Source organism: Leisingera sp. ANG1, from assembly GCF_000203975.2.
Classification (GTDB): domain Bacteria; phylum Pseudomonadota; class Alphaproteobacteria; order Rhodobacterales; family Rhodobacteraceae; genus Leisingera.
The window spans coordinates 20,430-43,784 of record NZ_AFCF02000007.1 but is presented as its reverse complement, the minus strand read 5'-3'; the positions used below and the strand labels follow the sequence as shown (position 1 = coordinate 43,784).

Here is a 23,355-nt window from a genome sequence, read left to right as displayed (position 1 = left end):
TAGGACCATGACCACAGATCTGGCTGCTTTCGCAAAAGAAAAAGGCGTCAAATACTTCATGATCTCCTTCACCGACTTGTTCGGTGGCCAGCGCGCCAAACTGGTGCCGGCGCAGGCGATTGCGGATATGCAGGAAGACGGGGCCGGCTTTGCCGGTTTTGCCACCTGGCTTGACCTCACTCCGGCGCACCCGGACATGCTGGCGGTGCCGGATCCGGCCTCGGTTATCCAGCTGCCGTGGAAGCCGGAGGTCGCCTGGGTGGCGGCGGACTGCGTCATGGAGGGCGAAGACGTGGCCCAGGCGCCGCGCAACGTGCTGCGCCGCCTGATCAAGGAAGCTGCGGACGAAGGGCTGCATGTGAAGACCGGCATCGAGGCCGAGTTCTTCCTGCTGTCGCCGGACGGGGAGCAGATTTCCGACCCGTTCGATACGGCTGAAAAACCCTGCTACGACCAGCAGGCGGTGATGCGCCGCTATGATGTGGTGCGCGAGATCTGCGACTACATGCTGGAGCTGGGCTGGGGCCCGTACCAGAACGACCATGAGGACGCCAACGGCCAGTTCGAGATGAACTGGGAGTTCGACGACGCGCTGTCGACCGCCGACAAGCACAGCTTCTTCAAGTTCATGACCAAGTCGGTGGCGGAAAAGCACGGTTACCGGGCAACCTTCATGCCGAAACCGGTCGAGGGTCTCACCGGCAACGGCTGCCACGCCCATATCTCGGTCTGGGACGCGCCGGGCAAGGATTCCCGGGTCAACGTCTTTGCCGGTGAAAAAGGCACGGGCCAGATTGCCGAGCTGGGCCTGTCGGAGCAGGGCGGCTGGTTCCTGGGCGGCATCATGAAGCACGCATCAGCCCTGGCGGCGATCACCAACCCGACGGTGAACTCCTACAAGCGCATCAACGCGCCGCGCACGATGTCCGGGGCCACCTGGGCGCCGAACACCGTGACCTGGACCGGCAACAACCGCACCCACATGGTGCGCGTCCCCGGCCCCGGCCGGTTTGAGCTGCGCCTGCCGGACGGGGCGGTGAACCCCTACCTGCTGCAGGCGGTGATCATTGCGGCGGGCCTTTCCGGCGTCCGCTCCAAGGCCGATCCCGGCCCGCGCCACGACATCGACATGTATGCCGAGGGCCACAAGATCACCGATGCGCCGAAACTGCCGCTGAACATGCTGGATGCTCTGCGCTTCTACGACAAGGACGACGGTTTGAAGGCGATGATGGGTGAGGAGTTCTCTGCGGCCTACCTGAAGATGAAGCAGCAGGAGTGGAACTCCTTCGTCAATCACTTCTCCCACTGGGAGAAGGACAACACGCTGGACATCTAGGCACTGATTCCCCTGTCCGGCTTTCGGGCCGGACTTTGCACGGCCCGGGTTCTGCCCGGGCCCTTTTTGTTTGCGGCAGCGCCTGCCGCATATGCGCCGTTTTCACCCCGGGTGAAAAACCGCCTGTTTCCTATCGGCGGCGGAAATGCGGAAAATGCCCGCTTTTGCACTGAAAACCTGGCAGGAGGGTGTTGACGGTCAGGAAAATAAATTGAGTAATAGGAATATATCTTACCTCGCACTCAACAAGTGCCGCGGGGAGTGAACCGGAACGGATGGCAGCAGGGAGATGGCCATGAGCTACAAGAGTGACATCGAGATTGCGCGTGAGGCGCAGAAGAAGCCGATCCAGGAGATTGGCGCGAAGATCGGGATTTCCAGCGATGACCTGCTGCCCTACGGCCATGACAAGGCGAAGGTGAGCCAGGCGTTCATCGACTCTGTGCAGTCCAAGGAAGACGGCAAGCTGATCCTGGTGACCGCGATCAACCCGACGCCGGCGGGCGAAGGCAAGACCACCACCACCGTGGGCCTGGGCGACGGCCTGAACCGGATCGGCAAGAACGCGATGATCTGTATCCGCGAGGCTTCGCTGGGCCCGAACTTCGGCATGAAGGGCGGCGCTGCAGGCGGCGGCTATGCACAGGTCGTGCCGATGGAGGAAATGAACCTCCACTTCACCGGCGACTTCCACGCCATCACCTCGGCGCACTCGCTGCTCAGCGCGATGATCGACAACCACATCTACTGGGGCAACGAGTGCGACATCGACACCCGCCGCGTCGCATGGCGCCGTGTGGTCGACATGAACGACCGCGCCCTGCGCACCATCACCGCGTCTCTGGGCGGTGTGTCCAACGGCTTCCCGCGCGAAGCCGGCTTTGACATCACCGTGGCGTCGGAAGTGATGGCGATCCTGTGCCTCGCCAACGACCTCAAGGACCTGGAAAAGCGCCTGGGCGACATCATCGTGGCCTACCGCCGCGACAAGACCCCGGTCTACTGCCGCGACATCAAGGCAGAGGGCGCGATGACCGTGCTGCTGAAAGACGCGATGCAGCCGAACTTGGTGCAGACCCTGGAAAACAACCCGGCCTTCGTGCACGGCGGCCCGTTCGCCAACATCGCACACGGCTGCAACTCGGTGATCGCCACCAAGACCGCCTTGAAAGTCGCCGACTATGTCGTCACCGAAGCAGGCTTTGGCGCTGACCTGGGCGCCGAGAAGTTCATGAACATCAAGTGCCGCAAGGCAGGCATCGCGCCGTCGGCGGTGGTGCTGGTGGCCACCGTGCGCGCGATGAAGATGAACGGCGGCGTTGCCAAGGCAGACCTCGGTGCCGAGAACGTCGATGCGGTGAACTCCGGCTGCGCCAACCTCGGCCGCCACATCGAGAACGTCAAATCCTTCGGCGTGCCGGTTGTGGTTGCGATCAACCACTTCGTCACCGACACCGATGCCGAAGTTGACGCGGTCAAAGCCTACTGCGCCAGCCACGGCGTCGAAGCAGTGCTGTCGCGCCACTGGGAGCTGGGCTCCGAGGGCTCCGCGCCGCTGGCCGAGAAGGTTGTCGAGATCGTCGACGCCGGTTCCGCCAACTTCTCGCCGATCTACCCGGACGACATGCCGCTGTTCGAGAAGATCGAGACCATCGCCAAGCGCATCTACCGCGCCGACGAGGTGCTGGCGGACAACAAGATCCGCAACCAGCTGAAGGAATGGGAAGACGCGGGCTACGGCAACCTGCCGGTCTGCATGGCCAAGACCCAGTACTCCTTCTCGACCGACCCGAGCTTGCGCGGTGCGCCGGTGGGCCACTCGGTGCCGGTGCGCGAAGTGCGCCTGTCGGCCGGTGCGGGCTTCATCGTTGCGGTCTGCGGCGAGATCATGACCATGCCGGGCCTGCCGCGCAAACCGGCGGCGGAAACCATCCGCCTGAACGAGGACGGCCAGATCGAAGGCTTGTTCTAAGACAAGATATGCGACATTCAGCGGCCCGGGACATCCCGGGCCGCTGGAGTTTTGAGACATGAGCACAGAGACACCGCCGCAGGACTGCCAGTCGATGGCAGAGCTGCGGGCTGAGATCGACCGGATGGACCGGGAATTGGTGCGGATGCTGGCGCGGCGTGCCGCCTATATCGACCGGGCGATTCAGCTGAAGCAAGCCAACGGCTGGCCCGCGCGGATCCCGGACCGGGTTGAGGAAGTGGTCATGAATGCCCGCGCCGCGGCGGAGGCTCAGGGGCTGGACGCCGATCTGATCGAGCATCTGTGGCGGCAGCTGGTGGACTGGTCGATTGCCCGCGAGGCGCGGGTGATCCGGGAAGAGTAAGGCGGGCCGAATGCCTGCACAAAAAGGAAGAGAGCAATGGCAGCAACTCTGATTGACGGCAAGGCCTTTGCGGCCAAGGTGCGCGGCCAGGTGGCCGAACATGTGGCGCGGCTGAAGGAGCAAAACGGCATCACCCCGGGCCTGGCGGTGGTGCTGGTGGGCGAGGATCCGGCCTCCCAGGTCTATGTGCGCTCCAAGGGCAAGCAGACCGTCGAGGTCGGCATGAACTCCTATGAGCACAAGCTGGAGGCGGACACCTCCGAGGCCGATCTGCTGGCGCTGATCGACCAACTGAACAACGACCCGTCGGTGCATGGCATCCTGGTGCAGCTGCCGCTGCCCAAGCACCTGGACGAGGATCTGGTGATCAACTCGATCGCGCCGGAGAAGGACGTGGACGGCTTCCACATCTCCAACGTCGGCCTGCTGGGCACCGGCCAGAAATCGATGGTGCCCTGCACGCCCTTGGGTTGCCTGATGATGCTGCGCGACCACCACGGCAGCCTCTCGGGCATGGACGCGGTTGTCATTGGCCGCTCCAACATCGTCGGCAAGCCGATGGCGCAGCTGCTGCTGGGTGACAGCTGCACCGTGACCATCGCGCATTCGCGCACCAAGGACCTGCCGGACGTGGTGCGCCGCGCCGACATCGTGGTTGCTGCCGTGGGCCGCCCGGAAATGGTTCCGGGCGACTGGATCAAGGAAGGCGCCACCGTGATCGACGTGGGCATCAACCGGATCGAGCGCGACGGCAAGAACGTGCTGGTGGGCGACGTCGACTTCGCCTCCGCCGCCGAGCGCGCCGGCGCCATCACCCCGGTCCCCGGCGGCGTCGGCCCGATGACCATCGCCTGCCTGCTGGCCAACACCGTCACCGCCTGCTGCCGCGCCAATAACCTCGCCGAGCCCGAAGGCCTGACGGCGTAAGACGTTCGCAGAACAGCAACGGCTGAAAATGACACTCCCGCCGGATCGCCTCCGGCGGGAGTTCTTGTTCAATGAAGAGGGTGGGGGGCGTCAGAAGCCTAGGTAGGCGATGCCGCCGAAGGTGACGGCAACGCTGATCCATTGGGCGCGGGTCATGCTTTCGCGCAGAACCAGCCAGGCCAGGACCACGGTGACAAGCCCGAAAAGCGAGGCGCTGACGGAGGCGAACTCGGGCCGGGGAAGGGAGCCTGAGTAGATCACCAGGCCAAGTGCTGCGGCATCCAGCGCGCCCATCACGCAGAGAAGCGGCAGGACCTGGCGGGGCGGGAGCTGCAGCGCGCGCAACAGGATTGCGAGGGCCGCCGCCAGCAGGATTGCAGCCGCGCGGGTCAGGATCAGCACCGGCAGCTCAGCCCCGGCCTGGGTTGCGGCCTGGCCGGTTGCAAAGGTCAGCGCAAAGCCGGTTGCCGCCATCAGTCCCCATCCTGCGGTCCGCGGGTTTATCGCGCCGCCGTCGTCCTCGGCTGAAAACACCGCGATGCAGCCCACGCCGCCAACCACCGCGGCAACTGCCAGCCAATGGCCTAGTCCGACCGGCTGCCCCTGCAGCATTGCCATGCCAAGCGACAGCACCGGATAGGCGCCGATCAGCGGTGCCGCCAGCCGAACCGGCCCTAGCGCAAAGGCGCGGTACAGCGCGTAGGACGCAAGAGTGTAGATGGCGCCTGAGAGCCCGGCGAGCTTGGCTGCGGGCGGGGTCATTGCCGGCCAGTCCGCCAGGGCGAGACCAGCCGCAGCCATCAGAATCGCACCCGTGGCAAACACCGTCAGCATGGCTGGCAGAATACCGGTTTTCTTGGAGACAACCCGCACGCAGAGGTCATGTATGCCCCAGGCAAGCGCTGCAATCAGTCCCAGTACCAGCGAGTGCATGGCGGTTATCCTTTTGTTTGCGGCATTCACCCCCAGGAAAATGCCGCATCCCGGGCAATCGCCATTTTTCCGCAGAAAATCAACATGTTTGTTGATTAGAGTGCCGTATCGGAATATTCTTTTCAATAAATAAATATTCCGACCGTGCAAGAATTGGCCGGAGTCCAACAGGAGATGCGCGATGAATGACATGAGCTTCCCTGAGGTTGTCAAAGGGCCGCCGAAGCCCTCCGGATTGTATCAGCCGTCGGTGTTCTCATTGCCCAAGGGAACCGAACGTTATGCGGTCGAAGGCTGCGGCGCGATCCTGATCCGGGTGGAGACCGGCGACCGGGTGACGGTGACCAATGACGAGGGCGGCCAGCCCTGCGAGATCATCGCCGCCGAGGATAAGGGGCGCATCGATGCCAGGATCATCGGTGCAGCAGCGAACTGCGATGCCGGCGGCTTGAAGGCGCTGCTGACGACCTCGGATCAGTCCCTGCGCGGCCTGCGCATGGGTATGGAGGCGCGCGGCATTGATTTGGCGCAGGGCGGTGCGGTGCGGGTCTTCGACAGTGCGACACCGGCCAAGACCGAAGAGAGCTTCGCCGTGCAGCGCGACGGCGTGGTGATCATCGCGGCCCCCGGCGGCATCATGGACTTCGAAAAGCAGGACACTGCGACCTCATTGACCGTGTTGGTCAAACGTGCCGTGATTAAGCAGGTGGCCCGGTTTGAGTTGCCCGACCCGCTGGCGGAGCCGGTCAATGAGGTTCGGGTGCATAGCGCCACTGCCGAAAGCTATTTCGTGAAGGCCGGCGACTATATCCAGATCATTGATGTGGATGGCCGCCAGTGCACCGACTTCCAGTGCTTCGCCGCCCGCAAACTGGACAAGGGGATTGAGCATGCGCTGGATGTGACCACCACCCGCACGCTGATGGGCCATGCCTATCCGATGCCGGGGCTGCATGCGAAATACTATGACCAGGACATGCTGCCGCTGGTCGAGGTGGTGCAGGACACCGTGGGGCGCCACGATGCTTTTGCCCTCGCCTGTGCCGCGAAGTATTATGACGACATCGGCTATCCCGGCCATGTGAACTGCTCGGATAACTTCAACGGCGTGCTGGCGGGCCACGGGGTAACGCCGCGGGCTGGCTGGATGGCGATCAACTTCTTCTTCAACACCGGGCTGGACGATCACGGCGTGATGTATGCTGATGAGCCCTGGACCCGGCCCGGTGACTACGTGCTGCTGCGGGCGCTGACCGATCTGGTCTGTGTCAGCTCTGCCTGCCCGGATGACACCAGCGCCGCCAATGGCTGGAACCCCACCGACATTCACATCCGCACCTATAGCGGAACAGAGACTTTCAAGCGGGCGATTGCGTTCCGCGCGACCCCTGAATCGGAGCCCAAGATGACCAAGGAAACCGGTTTCCACGACCGCCTCAGCAAGCTGACCCGCAATTTCATCGAGTATAACGGGTTCTGGCTGGCCAATTGCTATGCCGAGTCCGGCCCGCTGGAGGAATACTGGGCCTGCCGCGAGAAATCGGTGGTGCTGGACCTCTCGGCCCTGCGCAAGTTCGAGATCACCGGACCGGATGCCGAGGCGCTGTGCCAGTACATCTTTACCCGCAACATCAAGAAGCTGGCGGTGGGGCAGGTGGTCTATACCGCGATGTGCTACCCGCATGGCGGCATGATCGATGACGGCACCGTGTTCCGCCTGGGCAAGGACAATTTCCGCTGGATCGGCGGCTCGGACTATGGCGGGGAGTGGATCCGCGAGCAGGCGGAGAAGCTGGGCCTGAACGTGCTGATCCGGTCCTCGACCGACATGCAGCACAATATCGCCGTGCAAGGCCCTGAAAGCCGCGATCTGCTGAAGAAGATCATCTGGACCATGCCCCATAATCCGACGCTGGAGGAACTGGGCTGGTTCCGCTTCACGCCCGCACGCATCGGGGATGACCAGGGCGTGCCGGTGGTGGTCTCGCGGACCGGCTACACCGGCGAGCTGGGATATGAGATCTTCTGCCACCCGAAACACGCCAGTGAGGTGTTTGACGCGGTCTGGGAGGCCGGGCAGGACCACGGCATCCGCCCGATGGGGCTGGAGGCGCTGGATATGGTGAGGATCGAGGCCGGTTTGATCTTTGCCGGTTACGACTTCAGCGATCAGACCGACCCGTTTGAGGCGGGCATCGGTTTCACGGTGCCGCTGAAATCGAAAGAGGATGATTTCATCGGCCGCGATGCGCTGATCCGGCGCAAGACCACGCCTGCCCGCAAGCTGGTCGGGCTGGACATTGACTCGGCAATCGACGTGGGTCATGGCGATTGCGTCCACATCGGCCGGGCGCAGATCGGCGAGGTGACCTCCTCCATGCGTTCGCCGCTTCTGGGCAAGAACATCGCGCTGGCACGGGTGGATGTGTCCTGTTCGGAGGCCGGAACCGAGGTGGAAATCGGTAAACTTGACGGGCATCAAAAACGTCTGCCCGCCAAGATTGTACCTTTTGCCCATTACGACCCCAAAAAGACCCGGCCTCAATCCTGAGGCCGGCCGCTGCGGGGCAGGGAGGTTAAATGGTTCAGAAGCTGATAGAACAGATCGGCGGCGAGGCGGTTCTGCGGACGCTGGTGGAACGGTTCTACGATATTGTCGAGGAAACCGAGACCGGTGCGCAGATCGTCAAACTGCACAAGCGGGGGCATGGCATGGACCATGCCCGGATCGAGCAGTTCAACTTCCTGTCCGGTTTTATGGGCGGACGCCGGTATTACGAGGAAAAACACGGGCATATGGACGTGAAACTGATGCACGCCCATGTGCCAATCACTGGAGAAGACGCCGAAAACTGGCTGAAATGTATGGACCAGGCGCTGGCGGAGCTCAAACTGGAAGGCCCCCATGTGGAGCGGTTGCGCCAGGTGTTCCGTCGGGTGGCCTTGATGCTGGTGAACGATCTGGCTGAGTGGGGCGAGAAGCGCGCTTTGGCTTGAGCGCGCCGCCTGTTGCCGCCGCGGGAGCCTCCGGCGGAAGTATTTCAGGAAAGATGAAAAGCGGGAGTGGCCTGGTGATCAGCCGGGCAGCCTCAGGAAAACTTGCACATCGGCCACGTTGGTGCCGGTGCCGCCGGTGATCAGCAGCGCGCCCGCGGATTTGAGCGCCGCGTAGCTGTCGTTGTTGGCCTGCAGTGCGTCCGGGTCCTGACCTGCTGCCCTGATGGCCTCCCAGGTGTCGGGAGTGGCGATGCCGCCTGCTGCATCCGTGGGGCCATCGCGCCCGTCAGTGCCGCCGGAGAGGAACAGCCAGTCGCCGCTGAGCCGTTCCGCGCCCAGTTTGGCGACGCGGAGGGCCAGTTCCTGGTTGCGCCCGCCAAGGCCGCTGCCGCGGAGCTGCACCGTGGTTTCACCTCCGAAGATCAGCGCAACAGGTTTGTCCTTGGGGGCGGTTTCTGCCGCTTTTACAACCGTTTCAGCGGCCTCTGCCACATCGCCCACCAGCCGGTGCGAGACCAGCTTGGGGGTCCAGTCTTCAGCGGCAACGGCCATCATTGCCTTGAGGCTGTGGCGGTTGGAACCGATCAATGTGTTGGTGGCCTGGGGCGGGGTTTCCTGGGCATTCTCGGCGGCGCTGAGGCGGGTCTTGACGGCCTCAGGCGCGCTGTCCCAGATGCCCGCGCGCTGCATAATCCCGCGCGCATCAGCGCGGGTGCCGATCGGTGCAACGGTAGGGCCTGAGGCGATGGCGCGCAGGTCGTCGCCGATCACGTCTGAGAGGATATAGGCCTGCACCTGGGCAGGTGCTGCATGGCGCAGCAGTCCGCCGCCCTTGGTGTCCGACAGCTGCTGGCGGATCAGATTCATCTCGTTGATTTCAAGGCCGGAGGCGAGCAGCAGCTTGTTCACCGCCGCCTTGTCCGCCAGTGTCAGGCCGGGGGCAGGGGCCACCATCAAGGCGGAGCCGCCGCCGGAAATCAGCGTAATCAGCCGGTCATTGGGGCTAAGGGAACGGGCCAGCTCAATGGCGGCCTGACCTGCAGCAGCGCTGGTTTCATCCGGCACCGGATGGGCGCCGCAGATCACCGTGGCGCCGGGAATTTCCGTGTAGTTTTCAGGGTTTGTGATCGCCAAAGCCTGGTCTGCATCCGGGATCAGCGCCAGCGCTTCGCGCATCATCGGGATGGCAGCCTTGCCGACAGCCAGCAGCACATTCCTGCCGCCTTCGGGCAAGGGGGAGAGCGGCGAGGTCGCTAGCTGGGCACGCAGGGCTTGCGCCGGGTCTGCCCGGTCGACGGCGGCCTGAAACAGGGCCTTGGCGGTGGTCAGCAATCCGGTCATCTGCGTCTCCCTGGCATAGCGCCGCTTAGCCGCCCCAGCCAAAGCCGGGGCGGCGTAAGGTCTTGAAACAGAACGGCGGCTTAGGTGCCGGCGATCTGCTTGGCTTTTTCCACCAGCACTTCTGCCTGACGGATCGAGGCGTAGTCAATCAGGCGGCCGTCCAGCGACACTGCGCCCTTACCGGCCGCTTCAGCTTCGGCCATCGCTTCCAGAATGCGGTGCGCCTTGGTGATTTCCGCGTCCGACGGCGACATCACCTCGTTGGCCAGTTCGATCTGGCTGGGGTGGATGGCCCATTTGCCCTCGCAGCCCAGAACCGCGGCGCGTTTGGCGGCGGCCTTGTAGCCTTCCTTGTCCTGGAAATCGCCGAACGGGCCGTCGATCGGACGCAAGCCGTTGGCGCGGGCGGCCACCACCATGCGGGCCAGCGCATAGTGCCACATGTCGCCCCAATGCACGTCGCGTGAGCCATCTGCGGCCGGGTCGGTCAGCACCGAGTAATCCGGGTTCACGCCGCCGATGATGGTGGTGCGGGCACGGGTCGAGGCGGCATAGTCGGCAACGCCGAAATGCAGCGATTCATTGCGCTTGGAGGCTGCGGCAATTTCACTCACGTTCTGCATGCCGAGCGCGGTCTCGATGATGTGCTCGAAGCCGATCCGCTTCTTGTAGCCCTTGGCGTCTTCGATCTGGGTGACCAGCATGTCGACGGCATAAACATCGGCTGCGGTGCCGACCTTGGGGACCATGATCAGGTCAAGGCGTTCGCCTGCCTGTTCAACCACATCGACGACATCGCGGTACATGTAGTGGGTGTCGAGGCCGTTGATTCGCACCGACATGGATTTGTTGCCCCAATCGATCTCGTTCAGGGCCTTGATGATGTTCTTGCGGGCCTGGTCTTTCTCGTCCGGCGCAACCGCGTCTTCGAGATCCAGAAAGATCACGTCGACATCGGATTTTGCTGCTTTTTCAAACATTTGGGGTTGAGAGCCGGGGATTGCCAGCTCGCTGCGGTTCAGGCGGCCAGGGGCCTGTTCGACGGTATGAAACGACATGGGTGCGCTCCTCATTCGCAATGGGGTTTCGTACTCTCCTCCCTAGGCATTCCCTATCAGGGTGTTTCCTGTCAAGAAAAAAGTTTTCATTTAAATACATTCGCGCGGGAGCGCGCCCGCGCGTCGCGCCCTCGCGTGCGCACGCGTATGCGCACACGCGTGCGAGCCGCGGCACGATGCGCCAGGATCATTCTTCCAGGCTGAAATCGCCCTTGGCGGCGCGGTTGGCGTAGTAGAACGCAATCGCCTGGGCGCGGTTCTTGACCGAGAGTTTTTCGTAGAGGTTCGACAGATGGAACTTCACCGTGTTGGTCGAAATCCCCAGCTCCTTGCTGAGCTCCTTGTTGGTGAGCCCCTTGGATAGCGCCTCAAGCATCGTGCGCTCGCGGCGGGACAGCTGCTCGATCGGATCGGTCTGGAGGCCCCGGACGTCGAGGAAGGGGAAAACCATCTTGCCCGCGGCCACGGCCAGGCAGGTGTCCAAGAGTCCGTCGACAGCGCTGGAGCGCGGCGCGAAGCCGGCGGCGCCTGCGCTCATCGCCTTGCGCGGAACGTCGCCGCTGTCGTCGGCATAGACCACCAGCCGTGGCGCGTTGGCCTGGTCGCGCAGCACTTCGATCAGCTTGGCGCCGCCGAGCGCGGGCAGGTTCCAGTCGATGATCCCAACCTGAACCGGCACCCGCATCACCGTTCCGAGGAAGCCTTCGGCGGTTGCGGAGGTGGCGACCAGCGAGAATCGCGGGTCTTTGTCGAAGATCTCGGACATGGCCGACAGCACCAGGGGATTTGCGTCAGCAAGCATGACCGATATCGGGGAAACTTTGTCGCTTATAGGAGCCATTTGGTGCCTTTTCGTTTCAAACTACCCAAATGGGTAGGGTGCATTTCGGTATGCAACGGTATTTTTACCAGTTCGGGTAGGTTTTTAGCCGCCCATTTAGATACCCAAAAGCAGGATATAGGAATGTTGCGGGTTTTGTCGACCTGGGTTTTCCTTAGGTTAACAGATGTTGCACGACAGGAAACAAACCTTCCCGCAGCGAAGATCGCGGCGCAGAAGGCCTGGGACCTCCGGCACATCGCCGAAACGACAACAGCGAGGCCTGACCCCGATGACTGAACCCACGATCTTCCCCAGCCTGGAAATCCCGGAAACCCTGGCCGCCGGCCCTGGCCCGGGCAATACCGATCCCCGCGTGCTGCAGGCTTTTGCCAACACCGGCCTGGCCGACCACATGCAGGCGGACGTGCTGCGCGGCATGATCGAGTGCAAGCAGATGCTGCGCGACCTGTGGGGCACCGCCAACACCTACACCTACGGCGTCGGCGGCACCGGCTTCTCCGGCCTGGACTGCATGCTGAATGCAATCCTGCCGGGCGATACCGTGGTTGCCTTCCAGAACGGCACCTTCTCGGGCATCGACGCGATGACCATCCGCATGAAGGCCGCCACCCGCGAGGAGCTGGCCGCTGACGCGATGAACCCGCAGCCGGCCTCCGTCACCGTGGTGGATGTGCCGCACGGCGAGTCGGTGTCGGGCAAACTAGTGGAGCAGGTGCTGGCTGAGAAGAAGCCCAAGTGGGCCTTCATGGCGCATTGGGAAACCGGCTCGGGCCGCATCAACGACCTCAAGGGTTTCTCGGATGCCTGTGTGAAGCACGGCGTGATGGGCCTGATCGACGCGGTGTCCTCGCTGGGCATCGAGGATTTCTCGATCGACGACTACCCGGGCGTTGCCGGCTGGGCGTCCTGCCCGCAGAAAGGCGTGCTGTGCCTGCCGCTGACCTATGCGCCAGTCTCCTTCACCGACCAATACATTCAGACCGTGCGCGAGAACGGCTGCCATTCGTATGTTCACAACCCGATCCTGGAAGCCCGCCACTGGGGCATCGTGGACGGCCAGGACGTTGCTGCCGGCACCTACCACCGCACTCATTCCGGTTATGCGGTTGCCGCCTTCCACGAGGCGCTGCGCATCACCTTGCAGCACGGCCGCGCCCAGAAAGCCCGCGACTATGCCTTCCACGAGAAAGCGCTGCGCGATGCCGTGACCGCGATGGGCTGCGACGTGACCTCGAACATGACCAGCCTGGTGGTTCTGAACCTGCCCGGCGATCTGGCAGGCCGCGAAAAGGAACTGGTGGGCAACTGCCGCGCCGTGGGTTTCGGCATCTGGCCGACCCTGTCGGAGCCGGTCCAGGTCCGCATCGGCATCCTGAACCAGATCACCCCGGCGGCCATCACCGACATCGTCAACCGCTTTGGCAAGGCGATGAACGACATGGGCGCCAAGGTTGACATGGAGGCGATCAACGCCCTGCTCGACAAGCATTACGCGCCGGAATTGGAACCGGCAGAGTAATAGAATTCCGACATCCATGAGGAGGAGAGGACCATGGATATCCACGAGTATCAGGCCAAGGAAGTTCTGAGCAACTTCGGCGTGACCGTACCGCCGGGTGCGCTGGCCTACAGCCCCGAGCAGGCGGCCTACCGCGCGCGGGAACTGGGCGGCGACCGCTGGATCGTCAAGGCCCAGGTTCACGCCGGCGGCCGCGGAAAGGCGGGCGGCGTCAAACTGTGCAACTCGGAAGCCGAGATCTATGAGGCAACCGAGAACCTGTTCGGCAAGAAACTGGTGACCCACCAGACCGGCCCCGAAGGCAAAGGCATCTACCGTGTCTATGTAGAAGGTGCGGTGCCGATCGCCCGCGAGATCTACCTGGGCTTTGTGCTGGACCGTTCCAGCCAGCGGGTGATGATCGTTGCCTCGTCCGAAGGCGGCATGGAGATTGAGGAGATCTCTGCCGAGCGGCCCGAGTCCATCGTGCGCTCGACCGTTGAGCCGGCCGTTGGCCTGCAGGACTTCCAGGCGCGGGAGATCGCATTTGCCCTGGGCATCGAGCCGGCGATGACGCAGCAAATGGTGCGCACGCTCAAGGGCTGCTACCAGGCGTTTTCCGAACTGGATGCCACCATGGTTGAGATCAACCCGCTGGTCGTCACTTCGGACAACAGGGTCATTGCGCTTGACGCCAAGATGACCTTTGACGACAACGCCCTGTTCCGCCACCCGCAGATCGCGGAGCTGCGCGACAAGTCCCAGGAAGACCCGCGCGAAAGCCGCGCGGCCGACCGCGGCCTGTCTTATGTCGGCCTCGAAGGCAACATCGGCTGCATCGTGAACGGTGCGGGCCTGGCGATGGCGACCATGGACACCATCAAGCTGGCCGGCGGCGAGCCTGCCAACTTCCTGGACATCGGCGGCGGCGCAACTCCGGAACGGGTGGCCAAGGCTTTCCGCCTGGTGATGTCCGACAGCAATGTGCAGGCGGTTCTGGTCAACATCTTTGCCGGCATCAACCGCTGCGACTGGGTCGCCGAAGGCGTCGTGCAGGCGCTGAAGGAAGTGCAGGTCGACGTGCCCGTTGTGGTCCGCCTTGCAGGCACCAACGTGGAGGAAGGCCAGAAAATCCTGGCGCAATCCGGCCTGCCGCTGATCCGCGCAACCTCGCTGATGGAAGCTGCTGAGCGGGCCGTCGGCGCTTGGAAAAACGACCTTGATCAAAACACTCGTGTGAGGGCCGTGAAATGAGCATCCTTCTTGATCGCGAAAGCCGTGTCATCGTCCAGGGCATCACCGGCAAGATCGCCCGGTTCCACACCAAGGACATGATCGAATACGGAACCAACGTTGTTGGCGGCGTGGTGCCGGGCAAGGGCGGCGAGACCGTCGAGGGTGTGCCGGTCTTCAACACCGTGAAAGAAGCGGTCGAAGCTACTGGCGCCAATGCCTCGCTAGTGTTTGTGCCGCCGCCGTTTGCAGCCGACTCCATCATGGAAGCGGCGGATGCGGGCATCAACTACTGTGTCTGCATCACCGACGGCATCCCGGCTCAGGACATGATCCGCGTGAAGCGCTACATGTACCGCTATCCCAAGGACAAGCGGATGATCCTGACCGGCCCCAACTGCGCGGGCACCATCTCGCCGGGCAAGGCACTGCTGGGCATCATGCCGGGCCACATCTACCTGCCGGGCACCGTGGGCATCATCGGCCGCTCGGGCACTCTGGGGTACGAGGCCGCAGCACAGCTGAAAGAGCTGGGCCTAGGGGTTTCCACCTCGGTCGGCATCGGCGGCGACCCGATCAACGGCTCCTCCTTCAAGGACATCCTTGAGTGGTTTGAGAAAGATCCGGAAACCGAGGTCATCGCGATGATCGGTGAAATCGGTGGCCCGCAGGAAGCGGAAGCGGCGGATTACATCAAGAACCACGTGACCAAACCGGTGGTGGCCTATGTCGCGGGTCTGACCGCACCCAAGGGGCGCACTATGGGCCACGCGGGCGCAATCATCTCGGCCTTCGGGGAATCCGCTTCCGAGAAGGTGGAGATCCTGTCGGCCGCGGGCGTGACCGTTGCCGAGAACCCCGCCGTGATCGGCGAAACCATCGCAAGCGTGATGAAAAAGAACGCCGCCTGATCCGGCAACGGAACAGGCGCAACGCTCCACCCTTGGCCCGGGGCAATGGCGGGGGTGGAGCGCATTAATAAAAGCACAAGCACGTCAGGGAGATGACATCATGGCAAAGCCCAAGGTTCTGGTGACCCGCCGCTGGCCCGCCGCCGTTGAGGCGCAGCTGGCTGAGGCGTTTGATGCTGTGCTGAACACCGGTGACAAGCCGCTGACCGAGGACGAGCTGCGCGCCGCAATGACGTCTTATGACGCTGTGTTGCCGACCGTTACCGACAAGATTTCGGCCAAGGCGTTCGATATCGCCAAGCCGCAGGCCCGGATCCTGGCCAACTACGGGGTCGGCTACTCCCACATTGATATGCATGGCGCAGCCGGTCACGGCATGACGGTGACCAACACGCCGGATGTGCTGAGCGAATGCACCGCCGACATCGCCATGACGCTGCTCTTGATGGTGGCCCGCCGTGCTGGCGAGGGCGAGCGCGAGCTGCGGGCTGGCGAATGGACCGGCTGGCGCCCGACCCATCTGGTTGGCACCAAAGTCTCCGGCAAGACGCTGGGTATCGTCGGCTTTGGCCGCATCGGCCAGGAGATGGCCCGCCGCGCCCACCACGGGTTTGGCATGAAGATCGTGGTGCAGAACCGCTCCCGTGTGTCGCCGGACGTACTGGCCCGTTTTAACGCCACTCAAGTCGACGGTCTTGAAGATCTAATGCCGAAATGCGATTTCGTCTCGCTGCACTGCCCGGGTGGGCCTGCCAACCGGCATCTGATCAACACCCGGATGCTGAACCTGATGAAACCGGATGCATTCCTTATTAATACGGCCCGCGGCGAGGTGATTGACGAGCTGGCCCTATCCCGTGCCCTGTGGTTCGAAACCATCGGCGGTGCCGGGCTGGACGTGTTCGATGGCGAGCCGCGCATCAACCCGGACCTGCTGGACTGCGACAACCTGGTAATGCTGCCGCATCTGGGCAGTGCGACCCGGGAGGCGCGCGAGGCGATGGGCTTCCGCGTACTTGATAATCTGACCGACTTCTTTGCAGGACGCGAGCCGCGCGACCGGGTGATGTAATGGCTGATCCTGCCGAAACTGCCCCCGCAGACTATGAAGACACTTCCTATGCCGCCGGGCTTCGCGCCGAATTGCACGCCTTGTGGCTGGATGTGCTGCGCCAGCGGGCGCCGGAAGTCGCGGCCAAGATCGCTTCTGAAACCGCTTGGGATCTTTCCAATGGGCAGCCCGCGACCGCCTACATGCAGGCCTTCAACATCTGGTTCCAGCTGCTGAAGATCGTCGAGGAAAACGCCGCCATGCGCGACCGCCGCATGGCGGAGACGCAGGACGGGCCGGAAGTGGTCGAGGGCAGCTTTGCCCGCGCGCTGGATATGGCCGGGGAGTTGGCGACACCGGAGCGGCTGCAGGAGGTCACCAGCCAGTTTTCCATCGGCCCAACCCTGACTGCGCACCCGACCGAAGCCAAGCGCGTCACCATCCTGGAAATCCACCGCCGCATCTACCGCGTGCTGGTGTCGCTGGAGGCCAAGCGCTGGACCCCGCGCGAGCGCGCTGATCTGCTGGAGGATCTGCGTTCCGAAATAGACTTGTTGTGGATGACGGGCGAGCTGCGCCGCGACCGGCCCAGCCTGCAGGACGAAATCCAATGGGGCCTGCAGTTCTTCCGCGACAGCCTGTATGAAGCGGTGCCGCAGCTGTTTGAACGCTATATTGCCGCCGCTGAACCGCGGTTGGGCGAAAGCGCCGATGCGCCCTGCCTCAAGTTCCATTCCTGGATCGGCGGCGACCGCGACGGCAACCCGAATGTGACGGTTGAGGCGACAGCGGCAGCGCTGACTGCGAACCGCGCAGCAATCCTGAAACGCTACCAGAAGGCGTTGACCACCGCAGCGGAACGGATCTCGATTTCGGCCGCCGTGTTTGCCTTACCGGACAAAGCCTCCGCCCGGCTGGCAAAGATCGTTGCGGCGGCGCCCGGTGCCGCTGCTCTGACTGCCCGCAATCCCGGTGAAGTCTTTCGCCAGGCGCTGACCGCGATCCTGGCGCGGATCAAGGCCACTGCGGCAGAGGAAACCGGCGCCTATAAACATCTGGGTGACTTTGTTGCCGACCTGACAGAAGTGGAAGAGGCGCTTGAGGAAATCGGCGCGCACCGCCTGGCGGCCCGCTATGTGCGGCCGATCCGCTGGCAGGCGGATGTCTTTGGCTTCCGCACGGTGACGCTGGATATCCGCCAGAACTCCACCGTGACCACGGAAACGCTGACCGAGATTTGGGCGCGTTCCGGCGACGTGCCGGAGTTCGGCGGCCCGGATTGGTCGGCGCGCCTGCGCAAGGAGCTGGGCAGCGCCTCGCTTCCTTACATGACCCCGGATGAGCTGAGCCCGCAAAGCGGTGAACTGCTGAAATTGCTGCGGCTGATGCGTGATGCAGGGGCGGGTGAGGACCCGCATGCGATGGGGCCTTTCATCCTGTCAATGACCCGTTCTACCGATGATCTGCTGGGGGTCTACCTGCTGGCGCGCTATGCGGGCTTCGGGGCTGAGAAGGCCGCGCTCAAGGTGGTGCCGCTGTTTGAAACCATAGGCGACCTGCGTGCCGCACCCGGCATCCTTGACGGCCTGCTGGAGGTCCCCTTTGCCCGCCGCTCGCTGAAGTCCGGCGACAACCGGATCGAGGTGATGCTGGGCTATTCCGACAGCAACAAGGACGGCGGTTTCCTCTGCTCCACCTGGGAGCTGGAGAAGGCGCAGCGGCTGATCACCCGCACCCTGGCGGCGCACCGGATGAAGCCGGTGTTCTTTCATGGCCGCGGCGGATCGGTCTCCCGCGGCGGCGCCCCTGCGGAGCGCGCCATTGCGGCCCAGCCTGCGGGCACCATCGCGGGCCGGATGCGGATCACAGAACAGGGAGAGGTTGTCAGCTCCAAATACGCCAACCGCGGCACCGCCCTGCACCAGCTGGAGCTGATGGCATCGTCCGTGCTGCGCCACTCTCTGCAAGAAGACACGCCGCTGGTAAACCCGGAATTCGATGACGCGTTTGAGGCGCTCGCGGGCATGTCCCAAGCGGCCTACTCCAACCTGCTGAACGTGCCGGGTTTCCTGGACTATTTCCAGCAGGCCAGCCCGGTTGAGGAACTGGCCATGCTCAAGATCGGCTCGCGCCCCGCGCGCCGCTTCGGGGCCGGGTCGCTGGACGACCTGCGGGCGATCCCCTGGGTTTTTGCCTGGTCGCAGAACCGCCACATGATCACCGGCTGGTACGGCTTCGGCTCTGCGGTTGCCAGCTTCCGCAAGTTCCGTGGTGCCCGCGGCGATGCAGTGCTGCAGGACATGTTCACTGGTTCGCCGCTGTTCCGCCTGGTGGTGGATGAGGTCGAAAAGACCCTGCTGCAAAGCGACATGGAGATCGCTGCCGATTACGCAACGCTGGTGCAGGACACTGAAATCCGCGACCGAATCTTCGGCTCCATCCGCAAGGAATACCAGCTTGCCTGCGAAGCAATTGCATTCCTGACCGGTGACAGCAGCCTGTCCCAGCGTTTCCCGCGCCTGCGCGCCCGCTTCGGCCGAGTGGAAAACATGCTGCGCGAAATTCACAAAACCCAGGTGCGCCTCTTGCGCGAAGAGCGTGCCCGGAAATCTTCAACAGTGCCGGTCCCGCTGATGCAGTCGATGAACTGCGTTGCGGCGGGCCTTGGCTGGACTGGATAGACAGGAGCCCCGAATGTCCAAAGATCTGTTTTTCACCCAAACGCTGTCTGAGCGCGATCCTGAACTGTTTGGCGCGATCACCGCTGAGCTGGGCCGCCAGCGCGACGAGATCGAGCTGATTGCGTCTGAGAACATCGTCTCCGCCGCGGTGATGGAAGCGCAAGGCTCGGTGCTGACCAACAAGTACGCCGAAGGCTACCCGGGGCGCCGCTACTATGGCGGCTGCCAGTATGTGGACGTTGCCGAAAACCTCGCGATCGACCGCGCCAAGGCGCTGTTCGGCTGCGAGTTCGCCAACGTGCAGCCGAACTCCGGCTCCCAGGCCAACCAGGGCGTGTTCCAGGCGCTGATCCAGCCCGGCGACACCATCCTCGGCATGGACCTGGCCTCCGGCGGCCACCTGACCCATGGCGCCGCGCCGAACCAGTCGGGCAAGTGGTTCAACGCGGTGCATTACGGCGTGCGCGAAAGCGACAACCTGATCGACTACGACCAGATCCAGGCGCTGGCCAACGAGCACCAGCCGAAACTGATCATCGCCGGCGGCTCCGCCATCCCGCGCCAGATCGACTTTGCCAAGTTCCGTGAAATCGCCGACAGCGTTGGCGCCTATTTCATGGTCGACATGGCCCATATCGCAGGCCTGATCGCGGCCGGTGAGCACCCCTCGCCGTTCCCGCACGCGCATGTCGCCACCACCACCACCCACAAGACCCTGCGCGGCCCCCGCGGCGGCATGATCGTGACCAACGACGAAGCCATCGCCAAGAAGGTGAACTCGGCGATCTTCCCGGGCATCCAGGGCGGCCCGCTGATGCATGTGATCGCAGGCAAGGCGGCGGCCTTCGGCGAGGCGCTGAAGCCGGAGTTCAAGGCCTACCAAAAGCAGGTCAAGGCGAACGCGGCAGCGCTGGCGGACCAGCTGATCCAGGGCGGCCTGGACATCGTCACCGGCGGCACCGACACCCATGTGATGCTGGTCGACCTGCGGCCCAAGGGCGTCACCGGCAACATCGCCGACAAGGCGCTGGGCCGTGCCCATATCACCACCAACAAGAACGGCATCCCGTTCGACCCGGAAAAGCCCACCGTGACCTCCGGCCTGCGCCTCGGCACGCCTGCCGGCACCACCCGCGGCTTCGGCGAGGCGGAGTTCCGCCAGATCGCCGACCTGATCATCGAAGTGATCGACGGGCTGGCGGCCAACGGTGAAGAGGGCAACGCGGATGTGGAAGCGGCGGTGCGCGCCAAGGTCGCGGACCTCTGCGCCAAGTTCCCGCTCTACCCGAACCTGTAAGCTCCGGCCTGCCAGACAACAAAAAACCGCCGCGGCCCCAAGGCCGCGGCGGTTTTCTTTTGGCGGGACGCAGAAAGCAGCGGTCCCGGAAACGTGCGCCAGCACCTGCCGGAAAGAGAAGTCTATCTGTTCCAGTGGTGGGGCTCTTGCAGGCCTGTGCAAAGCCCGGACCGCAGCAGGGTGTTGCCGTAAGGCCTTGAATTGCGCCGCAGGCCCGTGCCTAATTGCGCAGAAACGGCTGAAGTAAATGGAACAATCTCTTGTCGGACTCTCTCTCTCTGTCCCATCGTGAAATGGAGCTGGTGGACGCATTGCGCCGCCTGGGCGGCTCTGCGCGCAGTGCCGAACTGGCCAAGATGCTGGATGTGTCCGAAGAGACCGTTCGCCGCACGATAAAGGCGCTGAACAAAGCGGGGGCCGTACAGCGTGTGCACGGCGGCGCTTTTCTGGCCGGTCCGCAAAGCGCAACAAGCTTTGCGCGGCGGATTTCCGAGAACCAGAGGGAAAAAGCGCGGATTGCTGCGCTGGCTGCCGGATATGTGCGCGACGGGATGGCTTTGTTCCTTGATGTAGGCTCCACCACAGCTTTTGTGGCGGAGGAATTGCGGCAGAAGTCGGGTTTGACCGTGGTTACAAACTCAATTGGCGCTGCACAGACCCTGGCAAACCACAATGGCAACCGGGTGCATTTTCTGGGTGGCGAAATGCAGAGCAACGAGCGCGGCACTTTCGGTTTCGTTGCCGAACAGCAGCTGCGGCGGTTCGTGCTTGACCTAGCGATCCTGTCTGCGGACGCGCTCTCGGCCAAACAAGGCGTGCTTTATCACAGCGCTGAAGAGGCCCAGCTGGCGTGCGTGGCTGCTGACTGCGCCCAGAAGGTTGCGGTTGCCATGGCGCATCCGAAGTTTGCTGAAACGGCTCCCCACTGCGGGCCGGAACCGCGCAGGCTCACGGTCTTGTTCACCGATCAGGACCCAGGCAAGAAGCTGTCTGCTGCCCTGGCGGACTGGGGGGTGAAGACGGAGGTCGCCCAATCCGCCAAGGGGAACTGATCCTGGAACGCCGCTCTGGGAACTCAGAAGAAAAATTCAGGGGCCGGAGCGGCGGGAATATCAGTTGCTGTCTAGGCTGGGCGGCACTAAGGCCGTGTCAGCAGCGGAATCGCGTCTGCAGGAGGCCTTGAGCGGACATATACATGGCAATACTGACTTTTCTGATCAGCCTTGCGGGTGCGACGATGCTGCTGCTTTATGCGGTTCGGATGGTGCGGACCGGGATTGAGCGCAGCTACGGTGCCTCGTTCCAGCGGCTGCTGACTGGGCGCCAAAGCCATTTGCAGGCGGGGCTGATGGGGCTGATCCTGGCGATTGTGCTGCAAAGCTCGGCGGCGGTGGCGCTCTTGACCTCCGGCTTTGCCGCCAGCGGCTATCTCGCCTTCCCCGCCGGGCTGGCGATTGTGCTGGGCGGCGATCTCGGCTCGGCGCTGATCATCCAGATCCTGTCGTTCAAGCTCGACTGGCTGGTGCCGGTGCTTTTGGCGGTCGGCGGCTACCTGTTCGTCAAGACCGAGGCCAAGAAGGCGCGCCAGCTGGGGCGGATCCTGATGGGTGTCGCCTTCATCCTGATTTCGCTGCGCTTTCTGCGCGAGGCAATGGACCCGATCCGCGACAGCGCCTTTCTGCCTGCGGTGGCGGGCTACCTGGCGCGCGACTATATCACCGCCTTCCTGGTCGGCGGCGCGCTGGCCTTTGTGATGCATTCCTCCGTCGCGGCGATCCTGATGTGCGTCACCTTGGTGCAGATCGGGGCCATCCCCTTTGCCGCCGGGCTGTCGCTGGTGCTGGGGGCCAATTTCGGCTCTGCCTTCATTCCGGTCTGGCTCAGCCGCGGCATGGCGTTGAAGGCGCGGCGCATTCCCTATGCCAACCTGGCCTTGCGCGGCACCTGGGCAGTGATTTGCCTGTTCGGCGCCAATCTGGCGCTGCGCCAGGGCTGGCTGGGTGACCCGCAGGGCGGCCAGATGCTGGTCAATGCGCATCTCGCCTTCAACGCATCGCTCTTGCTGCTGGCGCTGCCGGTCTGCACCCCGCTGGAGGGGCTGTTTATGCGCAGTTTTCCCGAGCCCGCACAGGCCGGAACCGCAGCGCCGGGGCGGGCGGCCAGCGCGCTGGAGCAGGGCAGCTACGGCTCTCCGGCCCAGGCGGTGGCCAACCTCAAGCGCGAATTGCTGCGGATGGCCGACCAAGTCGGCGCCATGTTCCGCCCGGTGCTGGAGCTGTATCAGGGCGGCAGCAAGGAGCAGATCAGGGCGGTGCAGCGGATGGATGATGAGGTCAACGCCTGCCTCTCCGGCATCCGCCGCTATGTGGCCGCAATCCCGGAAGAGGCGTTCAGCAAGGCGGAGCTGAAGACCGCCCGCAGCCTGATGGAATACGCCATCCGGCTGGAGACCGCGGGCGACGTGGTGGCGCGGCGCCTGACGGTGCTGGCAGGCGAAATGAACAAGAAGGGCCTCAGCTTTTCAAAGGACGGCTGGCTGGAAATCACCCGCATGCATGAGGCGATCCAGGCCAATCTGCAGCTGGCCTCCAATGTGCTGATCTCCGACGATCTGGAGAGCGCCCGGCTCTTGAGCCTGGAGAAGACCGAGCTGAAACGGATGGAGCATGACAGCCGCAAGCGCCACCTGAGCCGATTGCAAAACGGCGGGCGGGAGAGTTTCGAGACCTCCGACATCCACCTGGAGACGCTGCGGGCCCTGCGCGAGTTCAACAGCCACATCGCCGCCGTCGCCACCCCCGTGCTCTACCGCAACGGACAGCTGCTGGAGACACGCCTGATCGAGGAAATGCCTGAAGGCGCAGGAGAGGAAAATTCCGCCGACGGGTTCTTGCCGAAAGACTGAACAG

At 63.6% G+C, this 23,355-nt stretch carries 18 protein-coding genes; 14 read left to right on the top strand and 4 right to left on the bottom strand.

What is annotated here, in order from left to right:
- Positions 1-7: 7 nt before the first annotated feature.
- The 4 genes from glnT (at position 8) to folD (ending at position 4,602) form a co-directional block, all read left to right on the top strand.
- A complete protein-coding gene (gene glnT / locus GC1_RS11990) occupies positions 8-1,339 on the top strand; it encodes a type III glutamate--ammonia ligase (protein WP_019294520.1) in 1,332 nt (443 codons plus the stop codon).
- Between the two features lie 295 nt (positions 1,340-1,634).
- Positions 1,635-3,311 carry a formate--tetrahydrofolate ligase gene (locus tag GC1_RS11985; RefSeq protein WP_029204691.1) on the top strand — a complete coding sequence of 559 codons (1,677 nt, stop codon included), beginning with the start codon at positions 1,635-1,637 and terminating at the stop codon, positions 3,309-3,311.
- 58 nt (positions 3,312-3,369) lie between these two features.
- A complete protein-coding gene (locus GC1_RS11980; protein WP_019294976.1) occupies positions 3,370-3,675 on the top strand; it encodes a chorismate mutase in 306 nt (101 codons plus the stop codon).
- 36 nt (positions 3,676-3,711) lie between these two features.
- Positions 3,712-4,602 carry a bifunctional methylenetetrahydrofolate dehydrogenase/methenyltetrahydrofolate cyclohydrolase FolD gene (gene folD, locus GC1_RS11975; protein WP_019294977.1) on the top strand — a complete coding sequence of 297 codons (891 nt, stop codon included), beginning with the start codon at positions 3,712-3,714 and terminating at the stop codon, positions 4,600-4,602.
- Between the two features lie 90 nt (positions 4,603-4,692).
- On the opposite strand, the gene GC1_RS11970 is transcribed toward folD, so the two are convergent.
- Positions 4,693-5,535: an EamA family transporter gene (locus GC1_RS11970; RefSeq protein ID WP_019296933.1), complete on the bottom strand. Its 843-nt coding sequence runs from the start codon at positions 5,533-5,535 to the stop codon at positions 4,693-4,695.
- Between the two features lie 181 nt (positions 5,536-5,716).
- On the opposite strand from GC1_RS11970, the gene tdm reads away from it, so the two are divergent.
- Positions 5,717-8,086 (top strand): trimethylamine-oxide aldolase Tdm, encoded by a 2,370-nt coding sequence (tdm, locus tag GC1_RS11965; RefSeq protein ID WP_019296931.1) that lies wholly within the window; start codon positions 5,717-5,719, stop codon positions 8,084-8,086.
- A 29-nt stretch (positions 8,087-8,115) separates the two neighbouring features.
- Positions 8,116-8,532, top strand: a complete 417-nt coding sequence (locus GC1_RS11960) for a group II truncated hemoglobin (RefSeq protein WP_019296930.1) — start codon at positions 8,116-8,118, stop codon at positions 8,530-8,532.
- A 78-nt stretch (positions 8,533-8,610) separates the two neighbouring features.
- Here the strand turns inward: GC1_RS11960 and GC1_RS11955 are convergent, their stop codons facing one another.
- The 3 genes from GC1_RS11955 to GC1_RS11945 form a co-directional block, all read right to left on the bottom strand.
- Positions 8,611-9,873: a glycerate kinase type-2 family protein gene (locus tag GC1_RS11955; RefSeq protein WP_019296929.1), complete on the bottom strand. Its 1,263-nt coding sequence runs from the start codon at positions 9,871-9,873 to the stop codon at positions 8,611-8,613.
- An 80-nt stretch (positions 9,874-9,953) separates the two neighbouring features.
- Entirely contained in the window at positions 9,954-10,931 is a 978-nt protein-coding gene (locus tag GC1_RS11950; RefSeq protein WP_019296928.1) for an HpcH/HpaI aldolase/citrate lyase family protein, read from the bottom strand.
- 187 nt (positions 10,932-11,118) lie between these two features.
- Positions 11,119-11,733, bottom strand: a complete 615-nt coding sequence (locus tag GC1_RS11945) for a response regulator transcription factor (protein WP_019296927.1) — start codon at positions 11,731-11,733, stop codon at positions 11,119-11,121.
- A gap of 310 nt (positions 11,734-12,043) precedes the next feature.
- On the opposite strand from GC1_RS11945, the gene GC1_RS11940 reads away from it, so the two are divergent.
- The 8 genes from GC1_RS11940 (at position 12,044) to GC1_RS11905 (ending at position 23,351) form a co-directional block, all read left to right on the top strand.
- A complete protein-coding gene (locus GC1_RS11940) occupies positions 12,044-13,294 on the top strand; it encodes an aminotransferase class V-fold PLP-dependent enzyme (RefSeq protein ID WP_019296925.1) in 1,251 nt (416 codons plus the stop codon).
- Positions 13,295-13,327: 33 nt separating this feature from the next.
- Positions 13,328-14,527, top strand: coding sequence for a malate--CoA ligase subunit beta (locus tag GC1_RS11935; RefSeq protein ID WP_019296924.1), 1,200 nt, complete (start codon positions 13,328-13,330; stop codon positions 14,525-14,527).
- Complete coding sequence (gene sucD, locus GC1_RS11930; RefSeq protein WP_019296923.1) at positions 14,524-15,417, top strand: succinate--CoA ligase subunit alpha; 894 nt, start codon at positions 14,524-14,526, stop codon at positions 15,415-15,417. The genes GC1_RS11935 and sucD overlap by 4 nt, the downstream gene beginning before the upstream one ends.
- Positions 15,418-15,517: 100 nt before the next feature.
- Positions 15,518-16,489, top strand: a complete 972-nt coding sequence (locus GC1_RS11925) for a 2-hydroxyacid dehydrogenase (protein ID WP_019296922.1) — start codon at positions 15,518-15,520, stop codon at positions 16,487-16,489.
- A complete protein-coding gene (locus GC1_RS11920) occupies positions 16,489-19,149 on the top strand; it encodes a phosphoenolpyruvate carboxylase (protein ID WP_019296921.1) in 2,661 nt (886 codons plus the stop codon). The genes GC1_RS11925 and GC1_RS11920 overlap by 1 nt, the downstream gene beginning before the upstream one ends.
- Positions 19,150-19,162: 13 nt before the next feature.
- Positions 19,163-20,446, top strand: a complete 1,284-nt coding sequence (glyA, locus tag GC1_RS11915) for a serine hydroxymethyltransferase (RefSeq protein WP_039138034.1) — start codon at positions 19,163-19,165, stop codon at positions 20,444-20,446.
- Positions 20,447-20,706: 260 nt separating this feature from the next.
- Positions 20,707-21,498, top strand: coding sequence for a DeoR family transcriptional regulator (locus GC1_RS11910; RefSeq protein WP_019298671.1), 792 nt, complete (start codon positions 20,707-20,709; stop codon positions 21,496-21,498).
- Between the two features lie 143 nt (positions 21,499-21,641).
- Complete coding sequence (locus GC1_RS11905; RefSeq protein ID WP_052265111.1) at positions 21,642-23,351, top strand: Na/Pi cotransporter family protein; 1,710 nt, start codon at positions 21,642-21,644, stop codon at positions 23,349-23,351.
- Positions 23,352-23,355: the final 4 nt, after the last annotated feature.

What these genes read in the sequence shown, in the direction of transcription:
- glnT (WP_019294520.1), top strand. Translation starts at nt 8, where the DNA reads ATGACCACAGATCTGGCTGCTTTCGCAAAAGAAAAAGGCGTCAAATAC.
- GC1_RS11985 (WP_029204691.1), top strand. Translation starts at nt 1,635, where the DNA reads ATGAGCTACAAGAGTGACATCGAGATTGCGCGTGAGGCGCAGAAGAAG.
- GC1_RS11980 (WP_019294976.1), top strand. Translation starts at nt 3,370, where the DNA reads ATGAGCACAGAGACACCGCCGCAGGACTGCCAGTCGATGGCAGAGCTG.
- folD (WP_019294977.1), top strand. Translation starts at nt 3,712, where the DNA reads ATGGCAGCAACTCTGATTGACGGCAAGGCCTTTGCGGCCAAGGTGCGC.
- GC1_RS11970 (WP_019296933.1), bottom strand. Translation starts at nt 5,535, where the DNA reads ATGCACTCGCTGGTACTGGGACTGATTGCAGCGCTTGCCTGGGGCATA.
- tdm (WP_019296931.1), top strand. Translation starts at nt 5,717, where the DNA reads ATGAATGACATGAGCTTCCCTGAGGTTGTCAAAGGGCCGCCGAAGCCC.
- GC1_RS11960 (WP_019296930.1), top strand. Translation starts at nt 8,116, where the DNA reads ATGGTTCAGAAGCTGATAGAACAGATCGGCGGCGAGGCGGTTCTGCGG.
- GC1_RS11955 (WP_019296929.1), bottom strand. Translation starts at nt 9,873, where the DNA reads ATGACCGGATTGCTGACCACCGCCAAGGCCCTGTTTCAGGCCGCCGTC.
- GC1_RS11950 (WP_019296928.1), bottom strand. Translation starts at nt 10,931, where the DNA reads ATGTCGTTTCATACCGTCGAACAGGCCCCTGGCCGCCTGAACCGCAGC.
- GC1_RS11945 (WP_019296927.1), bottom strand. Translation starts at nt 11,733, where the DNA reads ATGCTTGCTGACGCAAATCCCCTGGTGCTGTCGGCCATGTCCGAGATC.
- GC1_RS11940 (WP_019296925.1), top strand. Translation starts at nt 12,044, where the DNA reads ATGACTGAACCCACGATCTTCCCCAGCCTGGAAATCCCGGAAACCCTG.
- GC1_RS11935 (WP_019296924.1), top strand. Translation starts at nt 13,328, where the DNA reads ATGGATATCCACGAGTATCAGGCCAAGGAAGTTCTGAGCAACTTCGGC.
- sucD (WP_019296923.1), top strand. Translation starts at nt 14,524, where the DNA reads ATGAGCATCCTTCTTGATCGCGAAAGCCGTGTCATCGTCCAGGGCATC.
- GC1_RS11925 (WP_019296922.1), top strand. Translation starts at nt 15,518, where the DNA reads ATGGCAAAGCCCAAGGTTCTGGTGACCCGCCGCTGGCCCGCCGCCGTT.
- GC1_RS11920 (WP_019296921.1), top strand. Translation starts at nt 16,489, where the DNA reads ATGGCTGATCCTGCCGAAACTGCCCCCGCAGACTATGAAGACACTTCC.
- glyA (WP_039138034.1), top strand. Translation starts at nt 19,163, where the DNA reads ATGTCCAAAGATCTGTTTTTCACCCAAACGCTGTCTGAGCGCGATCCT.
- GC1_RS11905 (WP_052265111.1), top strand. Translation starts at nt 21,642, where the DNA reads ATGGCAATACTGACTTTTCTGATCAGCCTTGCGGGTGCGACGATGCTG.